Raw genomic sequence first — 16004 nt, 5'->3', positions numbered from 1 at the left:
CTTTCCATGGGGCGAGATTCTTTAGCCTCCTCGGCGAGCCTCCGGGGTCTTTAGCCTTCCCGCTTATCCCATAGGAGTCGAGCACCCCTCCATTCCAATCAACTTATTCATCAAAAAAAGTCTGCAATAAACCCTAATCCAAATAGCCTTTACTTAGAGTAAACTAAGAATTGTTTATTATTTAGTAGGTCAATTATGATCGAACATTAATTAATAAACTAATTAATTGAATTTGTTTTTATATTTCAACAATCTAAAAGAGTAATTTGTCATTAAAAAAAATAATAGCATGTTGATTTCCATTACAGGATGTTTGCCTTTAAGTGTAACGAGATTTTGGAGCTACCTTGTCACATTCGTCCTGAGGTCTTCTAGCCCCATCTCTCATCCATTCTGCTAATCCCACAAGAAGTCGGGAACTCATGAAGCTTTAATAATTCAATATGGCTATTTAAAACGCTAAATTAAGCACTTCCTAAACGAAAGTGCTTTTCTTTATTTTAATTACATACAATTAACTAGAAAATAACTGATGAGGTGAAAATTTTGTATAAAAACAATCGGCCTTTATCCTTTCATCCAAGAAGATATGATTTTAATGAACTTTCAAAAGATATTAGTTTATTAGTACAAGAATTTCCTTTTCTTCGTTTAAATACGATTGGACACAGTGTTTTATATCAGCCTATATATGAGATTCAAATTGGAAATGGACATAGAAAGGTACATTGGAATGGTTCGTTTCATGCAAATGAATGGATTACAACTTGTGTAATCATGAAAATGCTTTTTTGGATATGTAACACTTTAAAAACTGAAGAGTTGCCATTTCATAAAGAATTGGTAGCTTTATTTAATGAGAATACTTTGTCGATTGTCCCTATGGTGAATCCTGATGGGGTAAATTTAGTTATAAATGGAGCTGTTGAACAAAGTGATTATATGGAATTTGTTCATAAAATTAACGAAGGAAATGATGGTTTTACTGGATGGAAAGCAAATATAAGAGGTGTAGATTTAAACAATCAATTTCCTGCACATTGGGAGTTTGAAAAAGAAAGAAAGAAACAAAAAACATTCTCTCCTAGAGACTACCCAGGAGATGCTCCATTAACTGAACCAGAAACAATCGCTATGAGTAATTTAGCAATTGAAAGAAAGTTTGATCTTATTTTGGCTTTGCATACCCAGGGGAAAGAATTTTATTGGGGTTATGATAATCTTGAACCGCCTATCTCGGAAGTCTATGCTAATTATTTTTCTAGTGTTAGTCCGTATAAAGCAGTAAAAACAATTGATAGCCATGCTGGTTATAAGGATTGGTATATACAAGATTTTCGGAAACCAGGTTTTACACTTGAATTAGGTAAAGGAATAAATCCATTGCCACTTTCTATGTTTGAATCGATTTTTTCCGAGACATTTCCAATTCTGTTAGCGTCATTATTTAATTTAGAAAATATCCAATCATCTCATAAATAAAAAAGCTGACAATTTTGTCAGCTTTTTTATTTATGTAACATGTTTTCTATATGTAGAAAATAGTCCGTTACATAAAGAAATAAATATTATAAGTGCGCTGGTGGATAACCGTTATGTAAAATTGTCATAATGGCAAACCAACCAAATAAAACTAATGTAGCGCCAGACCAAAAAACGGCTAAAAAGTTCTTCTTCTTTAATGATCCTAATAAAGCAGGAACACTTAGAATAGCTACTAGTATAAAAATAATAACTGTACCCATTGTAAACCCCCTATAAATTTCGTCAAGCAACCCCTGTTTGCTATCACATCATTATTATTGTAAAACTTTTGCGAACAATTGTCTATTTGAAATTAAGTGCTAAAACAAAATTATGATATAGTATTATATAGATTAAAAAGAAAGCAGGGTATGAATATGAATGTTTTACAATTACCATTAGGTCCATTACAAACTAATTGTTATATCTTAAGTAATGATATGAATGAAGCAGTTATTTTTGATCCAGGCGAAGAAGCACATGTAATCTTTAATGTTATTGAAGAAAATAAATTAAAGCCATTAGCAATCCTTCTAACCCACGCCCATTTTGATCATATTGGGGCTGTTGATGATGTGCGTGATGAATATAATATACCCGTTTATATTCATAAATATGAAGCAGATTGGCTAACAGATGGACAAAAAAATGGTTCTGAATTATTTATGAGAAATCAGTCAATATTTGCAAGGGAAGCAGATCACTTGATTGAAAAAGAAGGTAAAATGGAAATTGGTCGTTTCTTATTTTCAATTTTCGAAACTCCAGGCCATTCACCAGGAAGTGTTTCATTTTATTGTAAAGAAATAAAGACAGTATTTTCTGGTGATGCATTATTTGAAGGAAGCATTGGACGAACTGATTTACCTGGTGGGGATCACGACCAGTTGATTAGAAGTATAAAAGGTAAACTTCTTTCTTTACCTGATGATGTCGTTGTATGTAGTGGTCATGGAGAAACTACAACGATTGGTGATGAGAAAAGACATAATCCATTTTTGTAATAAGGTAATATGATGAAAAACATAATTATTAATGCGATAAATAACAGCAAAAAAGGTTTTATTACATACGAACAATTTATTTCGTTAGTGCTTTATGATCATGAAAAAGGTTATTATCAAATGGCAAATGAAAAAATTGGACGGAAAGGTGATTTCTATACTACAAGCTCAGTAGGTACAGTATATGGAGAAGTAATTGCAGCTACATTTTGTCGGTTTGTTAAGAATAACCTAATCGAACCTTTTTTTGTTGAAGTTGGTGGTGGAAATGGCAGATTCGCCGCAGCCTTTCTTTCGTACTGTGAAAAAAAAGAGCCTGAAATTTATCATAATTTAACTTATTATATTATTGATGCTAGCCAATATCATCATAAATTACAAATAGAATTATTGGCGAACCATTTGAATTGTAAATACTTCTTAAATATATTAGAAATCGAGCAAATCAATAGTGGAATGGTATTTTCAAATGAATTGTTTGATGCTTTGCCTGTTCGAGTAGTTGAATTTAATCAAAACGAATGGCATGAGGTAGTAATTGTAATTGATGGACAAAATAATCTGAAAGAAAATCTCGTTAAAATACAAGATAGTGAAATCAGTGATTTTCTAAGTAGATACAATTTTGTAGGAAAAAATGGGCAAAGAATTGAAATTCCTGTTGGTATGGAAAAAGTATATGACCTTTTACAATCGAAAATTAGTAAAGGAATCATTTTAACTGTTGATTATGGTTTTACGAGGGAAGAATGGGATGCACCCCATCGAATTAAGGGAAGTTTGCGCGGTTATTACAAGCATGAAATGAAATCAAATATACTAGAGCATTTAGGGCATATGGACATTACAACTCATATTCATTGGGATGAATTAAAAAAGTTCGGATTACAGAATCATATCGAAAATCTATACTTTTCTAACCAAAGAGATGCAATATTAGATTTTGGTATTTTAAATTGGCTTATTCCGCATGCTCAGTCAAATCCATTTTCAAGCGAATATAAACAAAATAGAGCTGTACAATCTTTAATAATGCCTGGGGGAATAAGTGATTCCTTCCAATGGCTATTGCAAACAAAAGGTATGTCAACAAACGATCTTACTAAGTTGATTGAATTGATTTCATTAAATGAATACAAATAAAAAAACCAGTCATATGACTGGTTTTTCTATTACTCACTAAAGCCTGGTACTAATAAGAAAGTACTATAATATGTAAATCCAATAAAGAACACAGTTAAGTATGCGCCAAAGATATAGATGTACATACGCTCAGAAAGCTTTAGATAGCCTAATACTACGAAAAATGCTGTTTGACATGCGAAAATAAGTGCAGCTGCTGACATATGTCCAACAAAGAACATTACCGTAAATATAGCTGTCCAGAATCCTAGAACGCGGAACATTCGATCCATCCTAAATCCCCCCATAAAAAATTTCTACCCATTCATTATTATAAAATAAGAAAGTTACAATTGTAAACAATGTATTAATACAATTCTAAATTGATTCTAGAGATAATGAAATTAACCATATCTGATATTATTTTTCTTATTTAATGATTTTCTATACATTGATTTGAAAACATACTTTTTGTGTTATGTTATATATTTGATTTTCTTGTACGTTATTTCGATAAATTAACTTTAGTTTATAGATAAATGTTAGCTAAATTTAAAACTTTCGTCTAGTTTCATAATTATCATGATTTGATAGCTGAGGAAAACAAAAATATAATTGCTCATATAGAAAGGGGGAATAAAAATGGTATCAGTAGAAAAAATGGTCGAAGAACTTCTAAAAAAAGCTTGCCATTTTGGAGCATCGGATATTCATTTATTACCAAAAAAGGATGATGTACAAATTTTTTTTCGTGTTGATGGTGAGTTGAAACTGATTCAACGAATAAATAAAGAGAAGTCTAAGAGGATTATCATGCATTTGAAGTTTTTAGGAAGTATGGATATAGGAGAAATTAGACGACCACAGACTGGAATTTTAGTTGTTAACATTAATGAAATTTTATTATCACTTCGCTTGGCTACCTTACCAACGATTATTGATGAATCTATGGTTATTCGTATTCATCCTCAACAAAAAATCGCTCCAATAGAAAGTCTTTCCTTATTCCCATCTACTACTCGTAAGCTTTTGTCTTTATTACATCATTCTCATGGGCTAATGATGTTTACAGGACCAACAGGCTGCGGGAAAACGACAACGCTGTATTCCTTATTACAGTCAGCAAAAAAAGACATAGCAAGAAATATTATCACTTTAGAGGATCCGATTGAAAGGAAATCTGACGAATATTTTCAAGTCCAAGTTAATGAAAAAGCAGGTTTAACATATGCAACTGGATTAAAAGCTATTCTCCGGTCTGATCCAGATATAGTAATGGTAGGAGAGATTAGGGATGAAGAGACTGCGAAAATTGCCGTTCGGGCAGCATTGACCGGTCATTTAGTATTAACGACAATTCATTCAAATAATACAAAAGGTGCATTATATCGAATGTTAGAGCTTGGAATTCCAAAGGAGGAATTATTTCAGGCAATGGTTGCTATCGTTTCTCAAAGATTAGTTCCAATAAAATGCCGTTTTTGTGAAGGGGAATGTGAACCAAACTGTTTTGTAAATCGAAATCACAGAAGATTAGGGGTATATGAATTGCTTTATGGTAAAGCTCTAAATTCGGTTATTAATGAATTTAGAGGGATACAAGAAGAAGTTCAATTTTCTACTTTAAATAATCAACTCATTAAAGGCTATGCATTAGGTTTTATTGATAACAAACATTTGGACAGAAGTATAATCTATGGGTAAATTTTTTAATAAAAGAAAATTAACTTATATTGAACAGGCTAAACTATTAAAAATATTAGGAGAACTTTTACAAAAAGGTTATCCGCTAATTCAAGCAATTGAATTCTTAACGATTCAATTCCCAGATGACCTAAAAGAATTGATTTATAAAGCTAAAATAGCTTTGGTGGAAGGAGGATCATTTATCGATTTTGCTAAAATGCTTGGTCTTCATCAAGATGTACTCGTTTACTTGTATTATGCAGAAAAGCATGGTGATTTGTCCTTAGCGCTAGGGGAAGGCAGTTATATGCTTACAAAAAAGATTCAACATAGAGCTTACATAAGAAAAATCATGGGGTATCCTATTTTTTTAATCACAATATTATTGTTAATTTTGTTTTTGTTTAGAAATATAATCATTCCTCAATATGAAATGCTATTTTCAACATTCCATTCTAATCAGAACTCTTTTATTTTCATCTATCTTCAAGTTATAAAAAGATTACCTTCCATTATGTTTACTTCTCTTTTCCTAATTGGTTTGACAGCCTATGGATACTTATTGGCAATTAATAAATTAAATTCAATCGAGCGGATGGATAAATTAATTCAAATCCCGTTAGTAAGGAAGTATTTAATTACAATGAATACTTATGAATTTTCAATGCAGTTAAGTATATTATTACATGCTGGTTTTCCCATAGTTGATGCACTAAAAACAATGCAGAATAATGATAGTAGGACATTTGTAAAAGAAAAAGCAGTAGTTTTCTACAATCAAATATTAAACGGAATTTCTATGCAGGAAGCATTTAAAAATGAACGTGCATTCCATAGAGATATTATATTTGTGATTGAACATGGCATGAACAATAGTACTCTTAGTAAAGAACTTGCTGATTATGCTGATTATTTAAAGGAGAGTATTGAAGCTTACTTTCATAAATCGATAAGGATCATTCAGCCGATTATTTTAATCCTAATCTCATCAAGTATTCTATCACTGTATATAGCCATCTTGTTTCCTATGTTTCAATTGATGAACAATATCTAGGGGGAGTTAGTTTGAATGAAAAAGGATTTACTTTAATTGAAATGTTAATTGTTTTATTTATCATTTCACTTCTTTTATTGCTTGTGATACCAAATTTAGGAAAACAGCAACAGTCGATTCAAACGAAAGGATGTTCTGCACTTCAAAAAATGGTTCAGTCAAGTGTTGAATCATATCGATTAGAAAATGAACAATTACCTGAGAGTTTATCAGTCTTAAAAGAACAGGGCTATATAACATCATATAAATGCAATAATAAAGTTGAATTATCATATGACAAAGCAACTGGATCTGTATCAATACCTTAAAAAAAGGTTGGATAATTCGTTTGGTTTTACATTTGTTGAGATGTTATTAGTCCTTTCAATTATGATATTGTTATTGGGTTTACCGATTAATCAAGTTAGGAAGATAGAAGACGAACAAAAGTTAACATTATTTATTCAAATGCTTCAAAATGATATCTTTCTTGCACAAAGGAATGCAATAATAAAACAAATTCCTACTAGGATCATCTTTTATCAAAATAAATATGAAATGGAAGATAATTTACTAAATCCCCCTGTAGTCATTCGAAATTTTGACAAATCAATTAGTATAACTAACCTTACTTTAAAACCTCCGTTAAGATTTAACTCCGATGGTAATATCTCAAGCTCTGGAACGATTTCAATTAAATATAAAAAAACAGAATATATAGTTACTTTTTATTTAGGAAGTGGTCGATTTAAATATGATCGGAAATGAAAAAGGATTTACATTTATCGAGGCAGTTATATCTTTAAACTTACTAATTATTTTTTGTATTATGATTGTTCCTTCAATGTCATTATTTTTACAAAAAAAAGATAAGATGACGATTAGCAATATGGCAGATGACTTATTAACAGATATGGTTCATCTTTATTTTATTAACAGAGAAGATTTTAAAGTGGGTTTCTATACAAAGAATGGCAGAGAGTTTTTAGTAAAAATAAACTCAAGAAATAATTTTAATTCGATTTGTGTTATTTGGACTGATCGAAAAAAGGAAAGTGAAATTTGTGAAGAAATTGCAGAATGAAAAAGGCTTTACTTTACTAGAAACACTTTTTTCACTTGTTTTATTTTTAATGATTATTTCTATATCAACTTCTAGTATAAAAAGCTTTGTTAAACGAAATTACAGTAATGAATCCGTAAATAGGTTAGAATTAGATAATTTTATAAAAGAAGTTCAAAAAGAGGCAAACAAAAGTATAAGTTTTACAGTTCATTCCGACCTTCTTCTCTTTGAAGAGTTTAATCAAGTTACGATTAGTTATCGGAAATATGCAACAATAATTCGACGTCAAAGGCTAGGATTAGGACATGAAATTGTACTTCAGAATATAAGGGATATAAAGTTTGAACAAATAAGCGAAAGGCAAATCCTAGTAAAAGTAATCGATTTAAATGGTGGAATATATGAAAAAACTATTCGGATGTTTATCAATTAAATTTAAAATACTTGGTGAAAATGGAGTGTATTTACCTTACACGATCTTTATGATAAATATTTTACTAATTTTTTTTCTAATACAAATAGATATTTTTCATTCGTTTAATACATTTTATTCTTATACGAGAAATCAAAACAAACTAGACCGCGTGCATTCACAAGCAATTTGCGATTTAAAGCATGGTAATTTACCACTTCAAGGAAATACAGTAAAGTATTATAATAATACAAAAATTATATTGAATACTTATTTAGTTACAAATGATGAATATCATGTAACTTTAACTAGTAGTAATTCAAAAATAAAAAAATATGTAGTTCAATTTAAATATAAAAAAAGTACAAATCAAGTATCGGATTGGATCGATTAAGTTGGAGGATGAAATGGAATCAATTTATTTAGTGGGATTTATGGGGTGTGGTAAGACGACTGTTGGAAAGGAATTAGCTAAAAGAGTAAACAAAAAATTTATTGATTTAGACGAGGAAATTGTTTCTCAAACAGGCAAAAGCATACCAGAATTGTTTAATGAGTTTGGTGAAAGCGGTTTTCGTGATATAGAAACGCAAGTATTAAAAAATTTACCATCAAAAAAAATGATTACTTCAACTGGTGGTGGAATCATTCTTCGTGATGAAAACATTGGATATATGAAAGAAACTGGCAAAATAATTTATCTTGAAACTCCAATTGAAATAATATACGAAAGAATCCATTTGGATTCTAACCGACCAAATGCTGTAAATCGAACGATTGAAGAACTAACGGAACTGTTTCGAAAAAGAGAATCACAATATAAAAAAGCAGATTATGAAATTTCAACGAATAATTTAACACCAATTGAAATTGCGTTGGAAATCATTGACTGTTTAAATTATTCAAAAGGAGGAGATAGTAGAAATAAGTGACAAGAAAGTAAGGTGATTTCTATTGAAAACAAATGATTATGTAAAATATATGACAGAACAATTTATTAATTATATCGATCAACCAAAAGAGAAACGGGATTCAATAAAACAAGAAAAAGAAGAGTTGAAGGCTCCATTTTCTACTAACATGTTTGGAATGTTACCATTAAGTCTAGCTTTATTTATGAAAAAAATTCAAAATCGTAAAGACAAAGAAAAGAAAAGTATTTAGTTAATAAGACTGATTTCAAAAAAGAAGTCAGTCTTTATTTTTCTGTGATAGGAAAAAAGGGAAGAGGAACAATCTTATTTAGATTTCCCTCAAACCTAATCTCCACTTAAAATCATTTAACTTAATTTATTCATTGTGTTTGGTGATAGATAAAAAAGTCCACCATTAATTGCATCAACATGAATAATTGGTTCGTAAAGTTCTTTAAGTGCATTGAATTCTACATGATAATTTTCAGGTTTTTCTTCATCAGCTTCATAAAATTGATTTAATAAATCTAAATCATGTTGCCATCTATTCCTTGCTTCTTCACCCCATACAGTATCTTCTTTTTCAATTTTGTTTCGAAGTAATTGTTCCATACGATTTAAACCACTTATTGGTTTAATCAAAGGTGACATGGAATAGCAAAAATCAGGTATTTTAGAGTTGAATTGGATTTTTTCAAGTTTTATATGAAAATCTTCTATAATTCTTCCGGAAATTAAATGGATTCCAAAAGAATATAAATAATCTTTTTTATGATCACAAGTAAAAGAAACCTGATAATTAACAGCTAACCAAGGGTGTAATGCAATTTGTTGACCCATTGGTGCTTTTGTATCTTCATAAAGTCTAATTGACTGTCCTAGTTCATTAACGATTGAGAAAATTTGGTGAAGGCGGGGCGACCCAAAATGAATTTGTTCACCTTTAAGATCTTCAGGTGCATTATCACTATCTGTAATCAGTGTTAACTTCATTGGATTTGGGATACCGCCTGTTTTTTCTAAATAATGCCAATAGAAAGGACGATTCATTAATTTTTTATCCATCTCAATTGTTAATTGTATTTCTAAATATGTTGGTGTTTTCTGTAGAATTTCACAATCATTATGTCTAAAAAAGTATTCGATATAATCATGGATTTCATGTTGCTGCATAACTATCACCTGCTTGTTTATGTTGCTGTAATTGAATGATGGACGTTAAATTTTCCATTTTAATTTTCATTTCGCCTTCAGTTTTAGAGTGAATAAATATTTCATTCATATGAGCTTCAAAATCTTTATAAGGAATTCTAGTTAGAATATCATCCAGTTCACCAATCACACGCTCAAATAAATTGATTTTTTCATAAAGTAGTCTTAGTATGTGTTCTTCAATTGAGCCAACAGTCGCAAAGTTATAGATACTTACATCCTCTGTTTGTCCAAGTCGATGTATACGTCCTATTCTTTGTTCTAGCCTCATAGGATTCCATGGAAGGTCATAATTAATCATATTTGAACAAAATTGTAAGTTAATACCTTCACCACCAGCTTCGGTTGCAATTAGAACTTGTACACGATTTTTAAATAATTCTTTCATCCAATCTTTCTTACCACGTTTAAAACCACCGCGAAATGGTACAGATGTAATACCGTTTTGCTTTAATAACCATTGTAAATATAACTGTGTTGCGCGATATTCAGTAAAAATAATTACTTTATCATTTATTTTTTTAATTAGTTCAATAACTTTATTTGCTTTTGAATTAGACGTAATTTGATTAATTTGATGAAAAATTTTCTCGATATAAGGATCGTTAATATCAATATTTTCTTTTTCAAATCTTTGAAGCATTTTTTTCATTGATACATAAACAGCTTCACGACTACTACAAGCTTCACGCTTAAATGTTAAAAAGGAGAATGCTGAGGTTACCCCAGTATATTGTGATTTCTGCCATTCATCGATTAAATCATAAAGTTTTTGTTCTTCTTCATTAAAATTAATTAATACTGTTTCTACCTTTCGCTTTGTCCATTCGATGCCTGTATCCTGTCTGCGATTTCGAACCATTACTTTTCCAATGAGTTCTCGTAATAAGTCTTCATGCTCTAATGAGCGGTTCTTAGCAGAAAAATATTCTTCAAAACTAGATTTATTACCTAAATGGCCAGGTTTTAATAAAGAAACTAAATGAAAAATTTCTTCAATGTTATTTTGAACTGGTGTAGCAGTTAGTAGTAAACAATATTTCTTTTTAAGAAGTTGTACAAACTCATAGTTTTTTGTTTTATTATTTTTCAGTTTATGAGCTTCATCGATAATGACGAGATCATAATTGATACTTAATATTTTTTCTCGATGAGGATCTCTTTTTGCAGTATCAATTGATGATACAACTACATCACAGCTATCCCAAACATAATTCTTTTTTTGTTGTGCGATTGCTGGAATATGGAATTTTGTATTTAATTCAAAGGTCCACTGTGATACAAGTGATGCTGGAACTAGTATAAGCACTTTATTAACTAAACCACGAATCATATATTCTTTTAATATTAAACCTGCCTCAACTGTTTTACCTAATCCTACTTCGTCAGCTAATATTGCTTTTCCATTCATTTTTTCAATTACTGTCGTAGCAACATCTAATTGATGAGGCAATGGAGTTAAATTTGGTAAATGTGTAGGAGCAATCATACCTGTAAAAGATGGAATTGCTAATTTTGTAGAAGTATGATAGGCAAGCTTATAATTCTCCCAATTTGACCATGGTCCATCATTTTCAAGCTTCTCTAAGAACTCTTCTTGCCACTCTGTATGGAATTTAATCTCAATTGACATGTAAACCTCACCTGTTTCATTTTTATATTGGATAATTATGAACATTATAGTAAGATAACTGGTATAACGTTCGTTATTTTATTTTTAAAAATTTTCACTTGGATATTGATGAAACTTGTCGTTTAATGTTAGGATAATAGTGTAGAAAAAAAGTAAAAATTTATTATTCTTTTATTAAACAAAAAACTCTTATTGTTAAGAAAAAACAGTTAACTAATATAGTTTGATAATATATTTTCTTGTTTTCTACTAGTTTTTCCGAAAATATACAAAATATGTAAATTATTTAATGGTTAGCTGGACGAACTATTAATTTAGTTTTCCATCATGCTAGCATGTAGATAAGGGGGAAATGGCTACATGACGACTTTATTACGCACACCATTGTTTGAAGATTACAAAGTATTAGGTGGTAAAACAATTGATTTTGGTGGCTGGGAGCTACCTGTGCAATTTTCGAGCATTAAAGAAGAACACGAAGCTGTTCGTACAGCAGCTGGTTTATTTGATGTTTCTCACATGGGAGAAATTGAAGTAACTGGTAAAGATAGTCTTAAATATTTACAAAAAATGATGACAAATGATATTTCTAAATTAAATGAAGAAGGCGCATTATATACAGCAATGTGCTATGAAAATGCTGGAACTGTAGACGACTTATTAGTTTATAAGTATAACGATGAACACTATTTATTAGTTGTAAATGCGTCTAATATTGAAAAAGATTTTGAATGGTTACTTTCACATGTTGAAGGTGATGTAAAAGTAGTTAATAAAAGTAATGAAGTTGCACAATTAGCTCTTCAAGGGCCAAAATCTGTTGCAATTTTACAACGTTTAACGAATGAGAGCGTTACTGATATTAAGTATTTTACTTTCAAAGATAATGTATTAATTGGTGATCTAAATGTTTTAGTTTCACGTACAGGTTACACTGGTGAAGATGGGTACGAGCTGTACTTAGCTGCTGAAGATGCGTCTAAGCTTTGGACTTTACTTTTAGAAGCAGGTAAGGATGACGGTTTAAAACCATGTGGATTAGGTGCTCGTGATACACTTCGTTTTGAATCAGCTCTAGCATTATATGGTCAAGAACTAACTAAAGATATTACTCCATTAGAAGCTGGTATCGGCTTTGCTGTGAAATTAAATAAAGAAGAAGATTTCTTCGGTAAAGAAGTTCTGAAAAATCAAAAAGAGCAAGGTGTACCTCGTAAACTTGTTGGAATTGAAATGATTGACAAAGGTATTCCAAGAACTCACTATCCTGTATATGTAAACGGGGAAGTAATTGGTGAAGTAACAAGTGGTACACAATCTCCAACATTAAAGAAAAATATTGGACTTGCATTAATCAAATCTGAATTTTCTGCTTTAGGTACTGAACTTGAAGTTGAAATTCGAAATAAAAAATTAAAAGCAATTGTAGTTTCAAAACCATTTTACAAAAGAGAGAAGAAGTAACTAGGGGGAGAAAGGGGATTACCTTAATGCATCGTTATTTACCAATGACAGAGCAAGATCGTCAAGAGATGTTAAAAGTAGTAGGTGTTTCATCAGTTGATGAATTATTTAGTGATATTCCTGAAAAAGTTCGTTTTAATGGCTTATTAAACATTAAAAAAGCAAAATCTGAATCTGATTTAATTCAGGAGTTAAGCGAATTAGCTAAAAAAAATGCTAACTTAAGGGAGTATGTGTCTTTCTTAGGTGCTGGTGTTTATGATCATTACTTACCAACAGTTGTAGATCATGTTATATCTCGTTCAGAGTTTTATACTGCTTATACGCCATATCAACCTGAGATTTCACAAGGTGAACTTCAAGCAATTTTTGAATTCCAAACGATGATTTGTGAATTAACAGGAATGGATGTAGCAAACTCTTCAATGTATGACGGAGGTACTTCTCTTGCTGAAGCAACTACTTTAGCAGCTGGTCATACTGGTAAAAAGCGCATTTTAGTTTCAAAAGCTGTTCACCCACAATCACGTGAAGTTATTTTATCTTATGCTAAAGGTCAACACTTAGAGGTTGTTGAAATTGGACTTAAAGATGGAAAAACTGATCTAGAAGAGCTTAAAAATGAAATGAACGATAATGTTGCTTGTGTTGTTGTTCAATACCCTAACTTCTATGGACAAATTGAAGAATTAGATCAAATCGAGCCAATTGCTCATACAGGAAAAAGCTTATTCGTAGTTTCAAGTAATCCATTAGCATTAGCGGCTTTAACTCCTCCTGGAGAATTCGGAGCTGATATCGTTGCTGGTGATGCACAAACTTTTGGTATTCCTACTCAGTTTGGTGGACCTCACTGCGGTTACTTTACAACTACAACTAAATTAATGCGAAAAATGCCAGGTCGCTTAGTTGGTCAAACTGTTGATGGCGAAGGTCGTCGTGGTTTCGTATTAACATTACAGGCGCGTGAGCAACATATTCGTCGTGACAAAGCGACTTCAAATATTTGTTCAAACCAAGCATTAAATGCTTTAGCAGCTTCTGTTGCGATGACAGCTCTTGGAAAAAATGGTGCAGTTGAAATGGCAACTCAAAATATTCAACGTACACAATATATGAAAAAGAAATTAACTGAAAACGGTATCTCAGTAGTATTCGGTGGCGCAGCATTTAATGAACTAGTAATTGATGTAAAACAAAATGTTACTGAGATTAATAAACATTTATTTACAAAGAAAATTATCGGTGGTTATGACTTAGCAAAAGTTGAACCTGCTATGGAAAATCATATGTTAATCGCAGTAACAGAATTACGTTCTAAACAACATATTGATACATTTGTAGAAGAGCTAGCTTTATTAGTAGACGGAAAGGGGATGCAACATGCTGAAGGATCAACCGTTAGTTTTTGAGATGAGTAGAGAAGGTCGTATCGCATATAGTCTTCCAACGATGGACGTTGAGGATTTCGATATCGAGGAAGTAATTCCAGCGGCTTATGTACGTAAAGAAAAAGCGAATTTACCAGAAGTATCTGAATTAGATTTAATGCGTCATTATACAGCGCTATCAAAAAGAAATCATGGTTTAGACTCTGGTTTCTATCCACTTGGATCTTGTACAATGAAATACAATCCAAAAATTAATGAAGCTGTAGCTCGTATAGCAGGTTTTGCACATGTTCATCCACTACAAGATGAGTATTCTGTTCAAGGCGCTTTAGAATTAATGCATGAGCTACAACAAGAATTAAAAGAAATTACTGGTATGGATGAAGTAACTTTACAACCAGCTGCAGGTGCACATGGTGAGTGGACTGGATTAATGATTATCCGTGCTTATCACGAAAGCCGCGGTGACTTCAACCGTACTAAAGTAATCGTACCTGACTCTGCTCACGGTACAAACCCAGCATCAGCAACTGTTGCAGGTTTCGAAACAATCACTGTAAAATCAAATGAAAAAGGTTTAGTTGACTTAGAAGATTTACGTCGTGTAGTTGATGAAAACGTTGCAGCATTAATGCTTACGAATCCCAATACATTAGGTCTATTTGAAGAAGATATTTATGAAATTTCTGAGATCATCCATGCTGCAGGCGGAAAAGTTTATTATGATGGAGCTAACTTAAATGCTGTATTAAGTAAAGCACGCCCTGGAGATATGGGATTTGATGTAGTACATTTAAATCTTCACAAAACATTCACTGGTCCACACGGTGGCGGTGGCCCTGGTTCAGGTCCTGTAGGGGTTAAAGCAGATTTAATTCCATACTTACCAGCACCAATCGTTGAAAAAGTTGGAGAAGAATATGTTTTAAATTTCGATCGTCCAGAGTCAATCGGTCGTGTAAAACCTTTCTTTGGAAACTTTGGAATTAATGTTCGTGCATATACTTACATTCGTTCAATGGGTCCAGAAGGTTTAAAACAAGTAACAGAAGATGCAGTTTTAAATGCTAACTATATGATGCGTCGTTTAGAACCACATTTTGACCTACCATTCGATCGTCATTGTAAGCATGAGTTCGTATTAAGTGGAAAACGTCAAAAGAAATTAGGTGTTCGTACATTAGATATCGCTAAACGCCTATTAGACTTTGGTTACCACCCACCAACAATTTACTTCCCATTAAACGTGGAAGAATGTATTATGATTGAACCAACTGAAACTGAATCAAAAGAAACATTAGATTCATTTATCGATACAATGATTACAATTGCTAAAGAAGCTGAAGAAAATCCAGAAATCGTACAAGAGGCTCCACATACAACTGTTGTAAGTCGTCTTGACGAAACTTTAGCAGCACGTAAACCTGTATTACGTTATATTAAAGCATAAATCAAAAGTTCCCTTATCCAAGGGAACTTTTTTTATGGTCGTATTTCTCCAATGGTATTATAGAATCTTATCAAAATGAAACTCGTGTTTTTG

The 16004-nt window shown here is 31.5% G+C and carries 19 protein-coding genes; 15 read left to right on the top strand and 4 right to left on the bottom strand.

Features of this window, described 5'->3' with window-relative positions:
• Positions 1-546: 546 nt before the first annotated feature.
• Positions 547-1482, top strand: coding sequence for a M14 family metallopeptidase (locus tag CN946_RS18665; RefSeq protein WP_176547379.1), 936 nt, complete (start codon positions 547-549; stop codon positions 1480-1482).
• Positions 1483-1568: 86 nt separating this feature from the next.
• Here the strand turns inward: CN946_RS18665 and CN946_RS18660 are convergent, their stop codons facing one another.
• A complete protein-coding gene (locus tag CN946_RS18660) occupies positions 1569-1745 on the bottom strand; it encodes a DUF2759 domain-containing protein (protein WP_098428838.1) in 177 nt (58 codons plus the stop codon).
• Between the two features lie 156 nt (positions 1746-1901).
• Between CN946_RS18660 and CN946_RS18655 the strand changes: the two genes are divergently transcribed.
• The gene (locus tag CN946_RS18655; RefSeq protein WP_056475045.1) at positions 1902-2528 is read left to right on the top strand and encodes an MBL fold metallo-hydrolase; all 627 of its coding nucleotides are present in this window, start codon (positions 1902-1904) and stop codon (positions 2526-2528) included.
• Positions 2529-2540: 12 nt separating this feature from the next.
• Entirely contained in the window at positions 2541-3671 is a 1131-nt protein-coding gene (locus CN946_RS18650) for an SAM-dependent methyltransferase (protein WP_176547378.1), read from the top strand.
• Between the two features lie 29 nt (positions 3672-3700).
• Here CN946_RS18650 and CN946_RS18645 read toward each other — a convergent pair whose 3' ends face one another.
• Complete coding sequence (locus CN946_RS18645) at positions 3701-3943, bottom strand: DUF2626 domain-containing protein (RefSeq protein ID WP_056475051.1); 243 nt, start codon at positions 3941-3943, stop codon at positions 3701-3703.
• Between the two features lie 349 nt (positions 3944-4292).
• On the opposite strand from CN946_RS18645, the gene comGA reads away from it, so the two are divergent.
• Genes comGA through CN946_RS18600 form a run of 9 tightly spaced genes read left to right on the top strand, consistent with a single transcriptional unit; the run spans position 4293 to position 9011 of the window.
• Positions 4293-5354 carry a competence type IV pilus ATPase ComGA gene (comGA, locus tag CN946_RS18640; RefSeq protein ID WP_098862486.1) on the top strand — a complete coding sequence of 354 codons (1062 nt, stop codon included), beginning with the start codon at positions 4293-4295 and terminating at the stop codon, positions 5352-5354.
• Positions 5347-6390 carry a competence type IV pilus assembly protein ComGB gene (gene comGB / locus CN946_RS18635; RefSeq protein WP_098862485.1) on the top strand — a complete coding sequence of 348 codons (1044 nt, stop codon included), beginning with the start codon at positions 5347-5349 and terminating at the stop codon, positions 6388-6390. Before comGA ends, comGB begins: the two co-directional genes overlap by 8 nt.
• Before the next feature lie 11 nt (positions 6391-6401).
• Positions 6402-6698, top strand: coding sequence for a competence type IV pilus major pilin ComGC (gene comGC, locus CN946_RS18630; RefSeq protein WP_098233287.1), 297 nt, complete (start codon positions 6402-6404; stop codon positions 6696-6698).
• On the top strand, positions 6664-7137 hold the full coding sequence (gene comGD, locus CN946_RS18625; RefSeq protein ID WP_098862484.1) for a competence type IV pilus minor pilin ComGD: 474 nt from the start codon (positions 6664-6666) through the stop codon (positions 7135-7137). The genes comGC and comGD overlap by 35 nt, the downstream gene beginning before the upstream one ends.
• Complete coding sequence (locus CN946_RS18620; RefSeq protein WP_098862483.1) at positions 7124-7453, top strand: hypothetical protein; 330 nt, start codon at positions 7124-7126, stop codon at positions 7451-7453. The genes comGD and CN946_RS18620 overlap by 14 nt, the downstream gene beginning before the upstream one ends.
• Complete coding sequence (gene comGF, locus CN946_RS18615) at positions 7434-7868, top strand: competence type IV pilus minor pilin ComGF (RefSeq protein WP_098862482.1); 435 nt, start codon at positions 7434-7436, stop codon at positions 7866-7868. The genes CN946_RS18620 and comGF overlap by 20 nt, the downstream gene beginning before the upstream one ends.
• Positions 7837-8241, top strand: a complete 405-nt coding sequence (locus CN946_RS18610) for a hypothetical protein (RefSeq protein ID WP_098862481.1) — start codon at positions 7837-7839, stop codon at positions 8239-8241. The genes comGF and CN946_RS18610 overlap by 32 nt, the downstream gene beginning before the upstream one ends.
• 13 nt (positions 8242-8254) lie before the next feature.
• On the top strand, positions 8255-8779 hold the full coding sequence (locus CN946_RS18605) for a shikimate kinase (protein ID WP_098862480.1): 525 nt from the start codon (positions 8255-8257) through the stop codon (positions 8777-8779).
• A 22-nt stretch (positions 8780-8801) separates the two neighbouring features.
• Positions 8802-9011, top strand: coding sequence for a YqzE family protein (locus CN946_RS18600; protein WP_098428829.1), 210 nt, complete (start codon positions 8802-8804; stop codon positions 9009-9011).
• 116 nt (positions 9012-9127) lie between these two features.
• Here CN946_RS18600 and CN946_RS18595 read toward each other — a convergent pair whose 3' ends face one another.
• Together CN946_RS18595 and CN946_RS18590 are read right to left on the bottom strand one after the other, a co-directional pair.
• Complete coding sequence (locus CN946_RS18595) at positions 9128-9934, bottom strand: YqhG family protein (protein ID WP_098862479.1); 807 nt, start codon at positions 9932-9934, stop codon at positions 9128-9130.
• Positions 9921-11606, bottom strand: a complete 1686-nt coding sequence (locus CN946_RS18590; RefSeq protein WP_098862478.1) for a DEAD/DEAH box helicase — start codon at positions 11604-11606, stop codon at positions 9921-9923. Before CN946_RS18590 ends, CN946_RS18595 begins: the two co-directional genes overlap by 14 nt.
• Before the next feature lie 360 nt (positions 11607-11966).
• Between CN946_RS18590 and gcvT the strand changes: the two genes are divergently transcribed.
• Genes gcvT through gcvPB form a run of 3 tightly spaced genes read left to right on the top strand, consistent with a single transcriptional unit; the run spans position 11967 to position 15911 of the window.
• Positions 11967-13070, top strand: a complete 1104-nt coding sequence (gcvT, locus tag CN946_RS18585) for a glycine cleavage system aminomethyltransferase GcvT (RefSeq protein WP_098862477.1) — start codon at positions 11967-11969, stop codon at positions 13068-13070.
• Between the two features lie 26 nt (positions 13071-13096).
• A complete protein-coding gene (gene gcvPA / locus CN946_RS18580; protein WP_286133982.1) occupies positions 13097-14482 on the top strand; it encodes an aminomethyl-transferring glycine dehydrogenase subunit GcvPA in 1386 nt (461 codons plus the stop codon).
• Positions 14454-15911: an aminomethyl-transferring glycine dehydrogenase subunit GcvPB gene (gene gcvPB / locus CN946_RS18575; protein ID WP_098862476.1), complete on the top strand. Its 1458-nt coding sequence runs from the start codon at positions 14454-14456 to the stop codon at positions 15909-15911. The genes gcvPA and gcvPB overlap by 29 nt, the downstream gene beginning before the upstream one ends.
• Positions 15912-16004 lie beyond the last annotated feature (93 nt).

Source organism: Bacillus sp. AFS053548 (genome assembly GCF_002575105.1).
Taxonomy (GTDB): domain Bacteria; phylum Bacillota; class Bacilli; order Bacillales; family Bacillaceae_G; genus Gottfriedia.
This window is presented reverse-complemented; position numbering and strand designations above follow the sequence as displayed.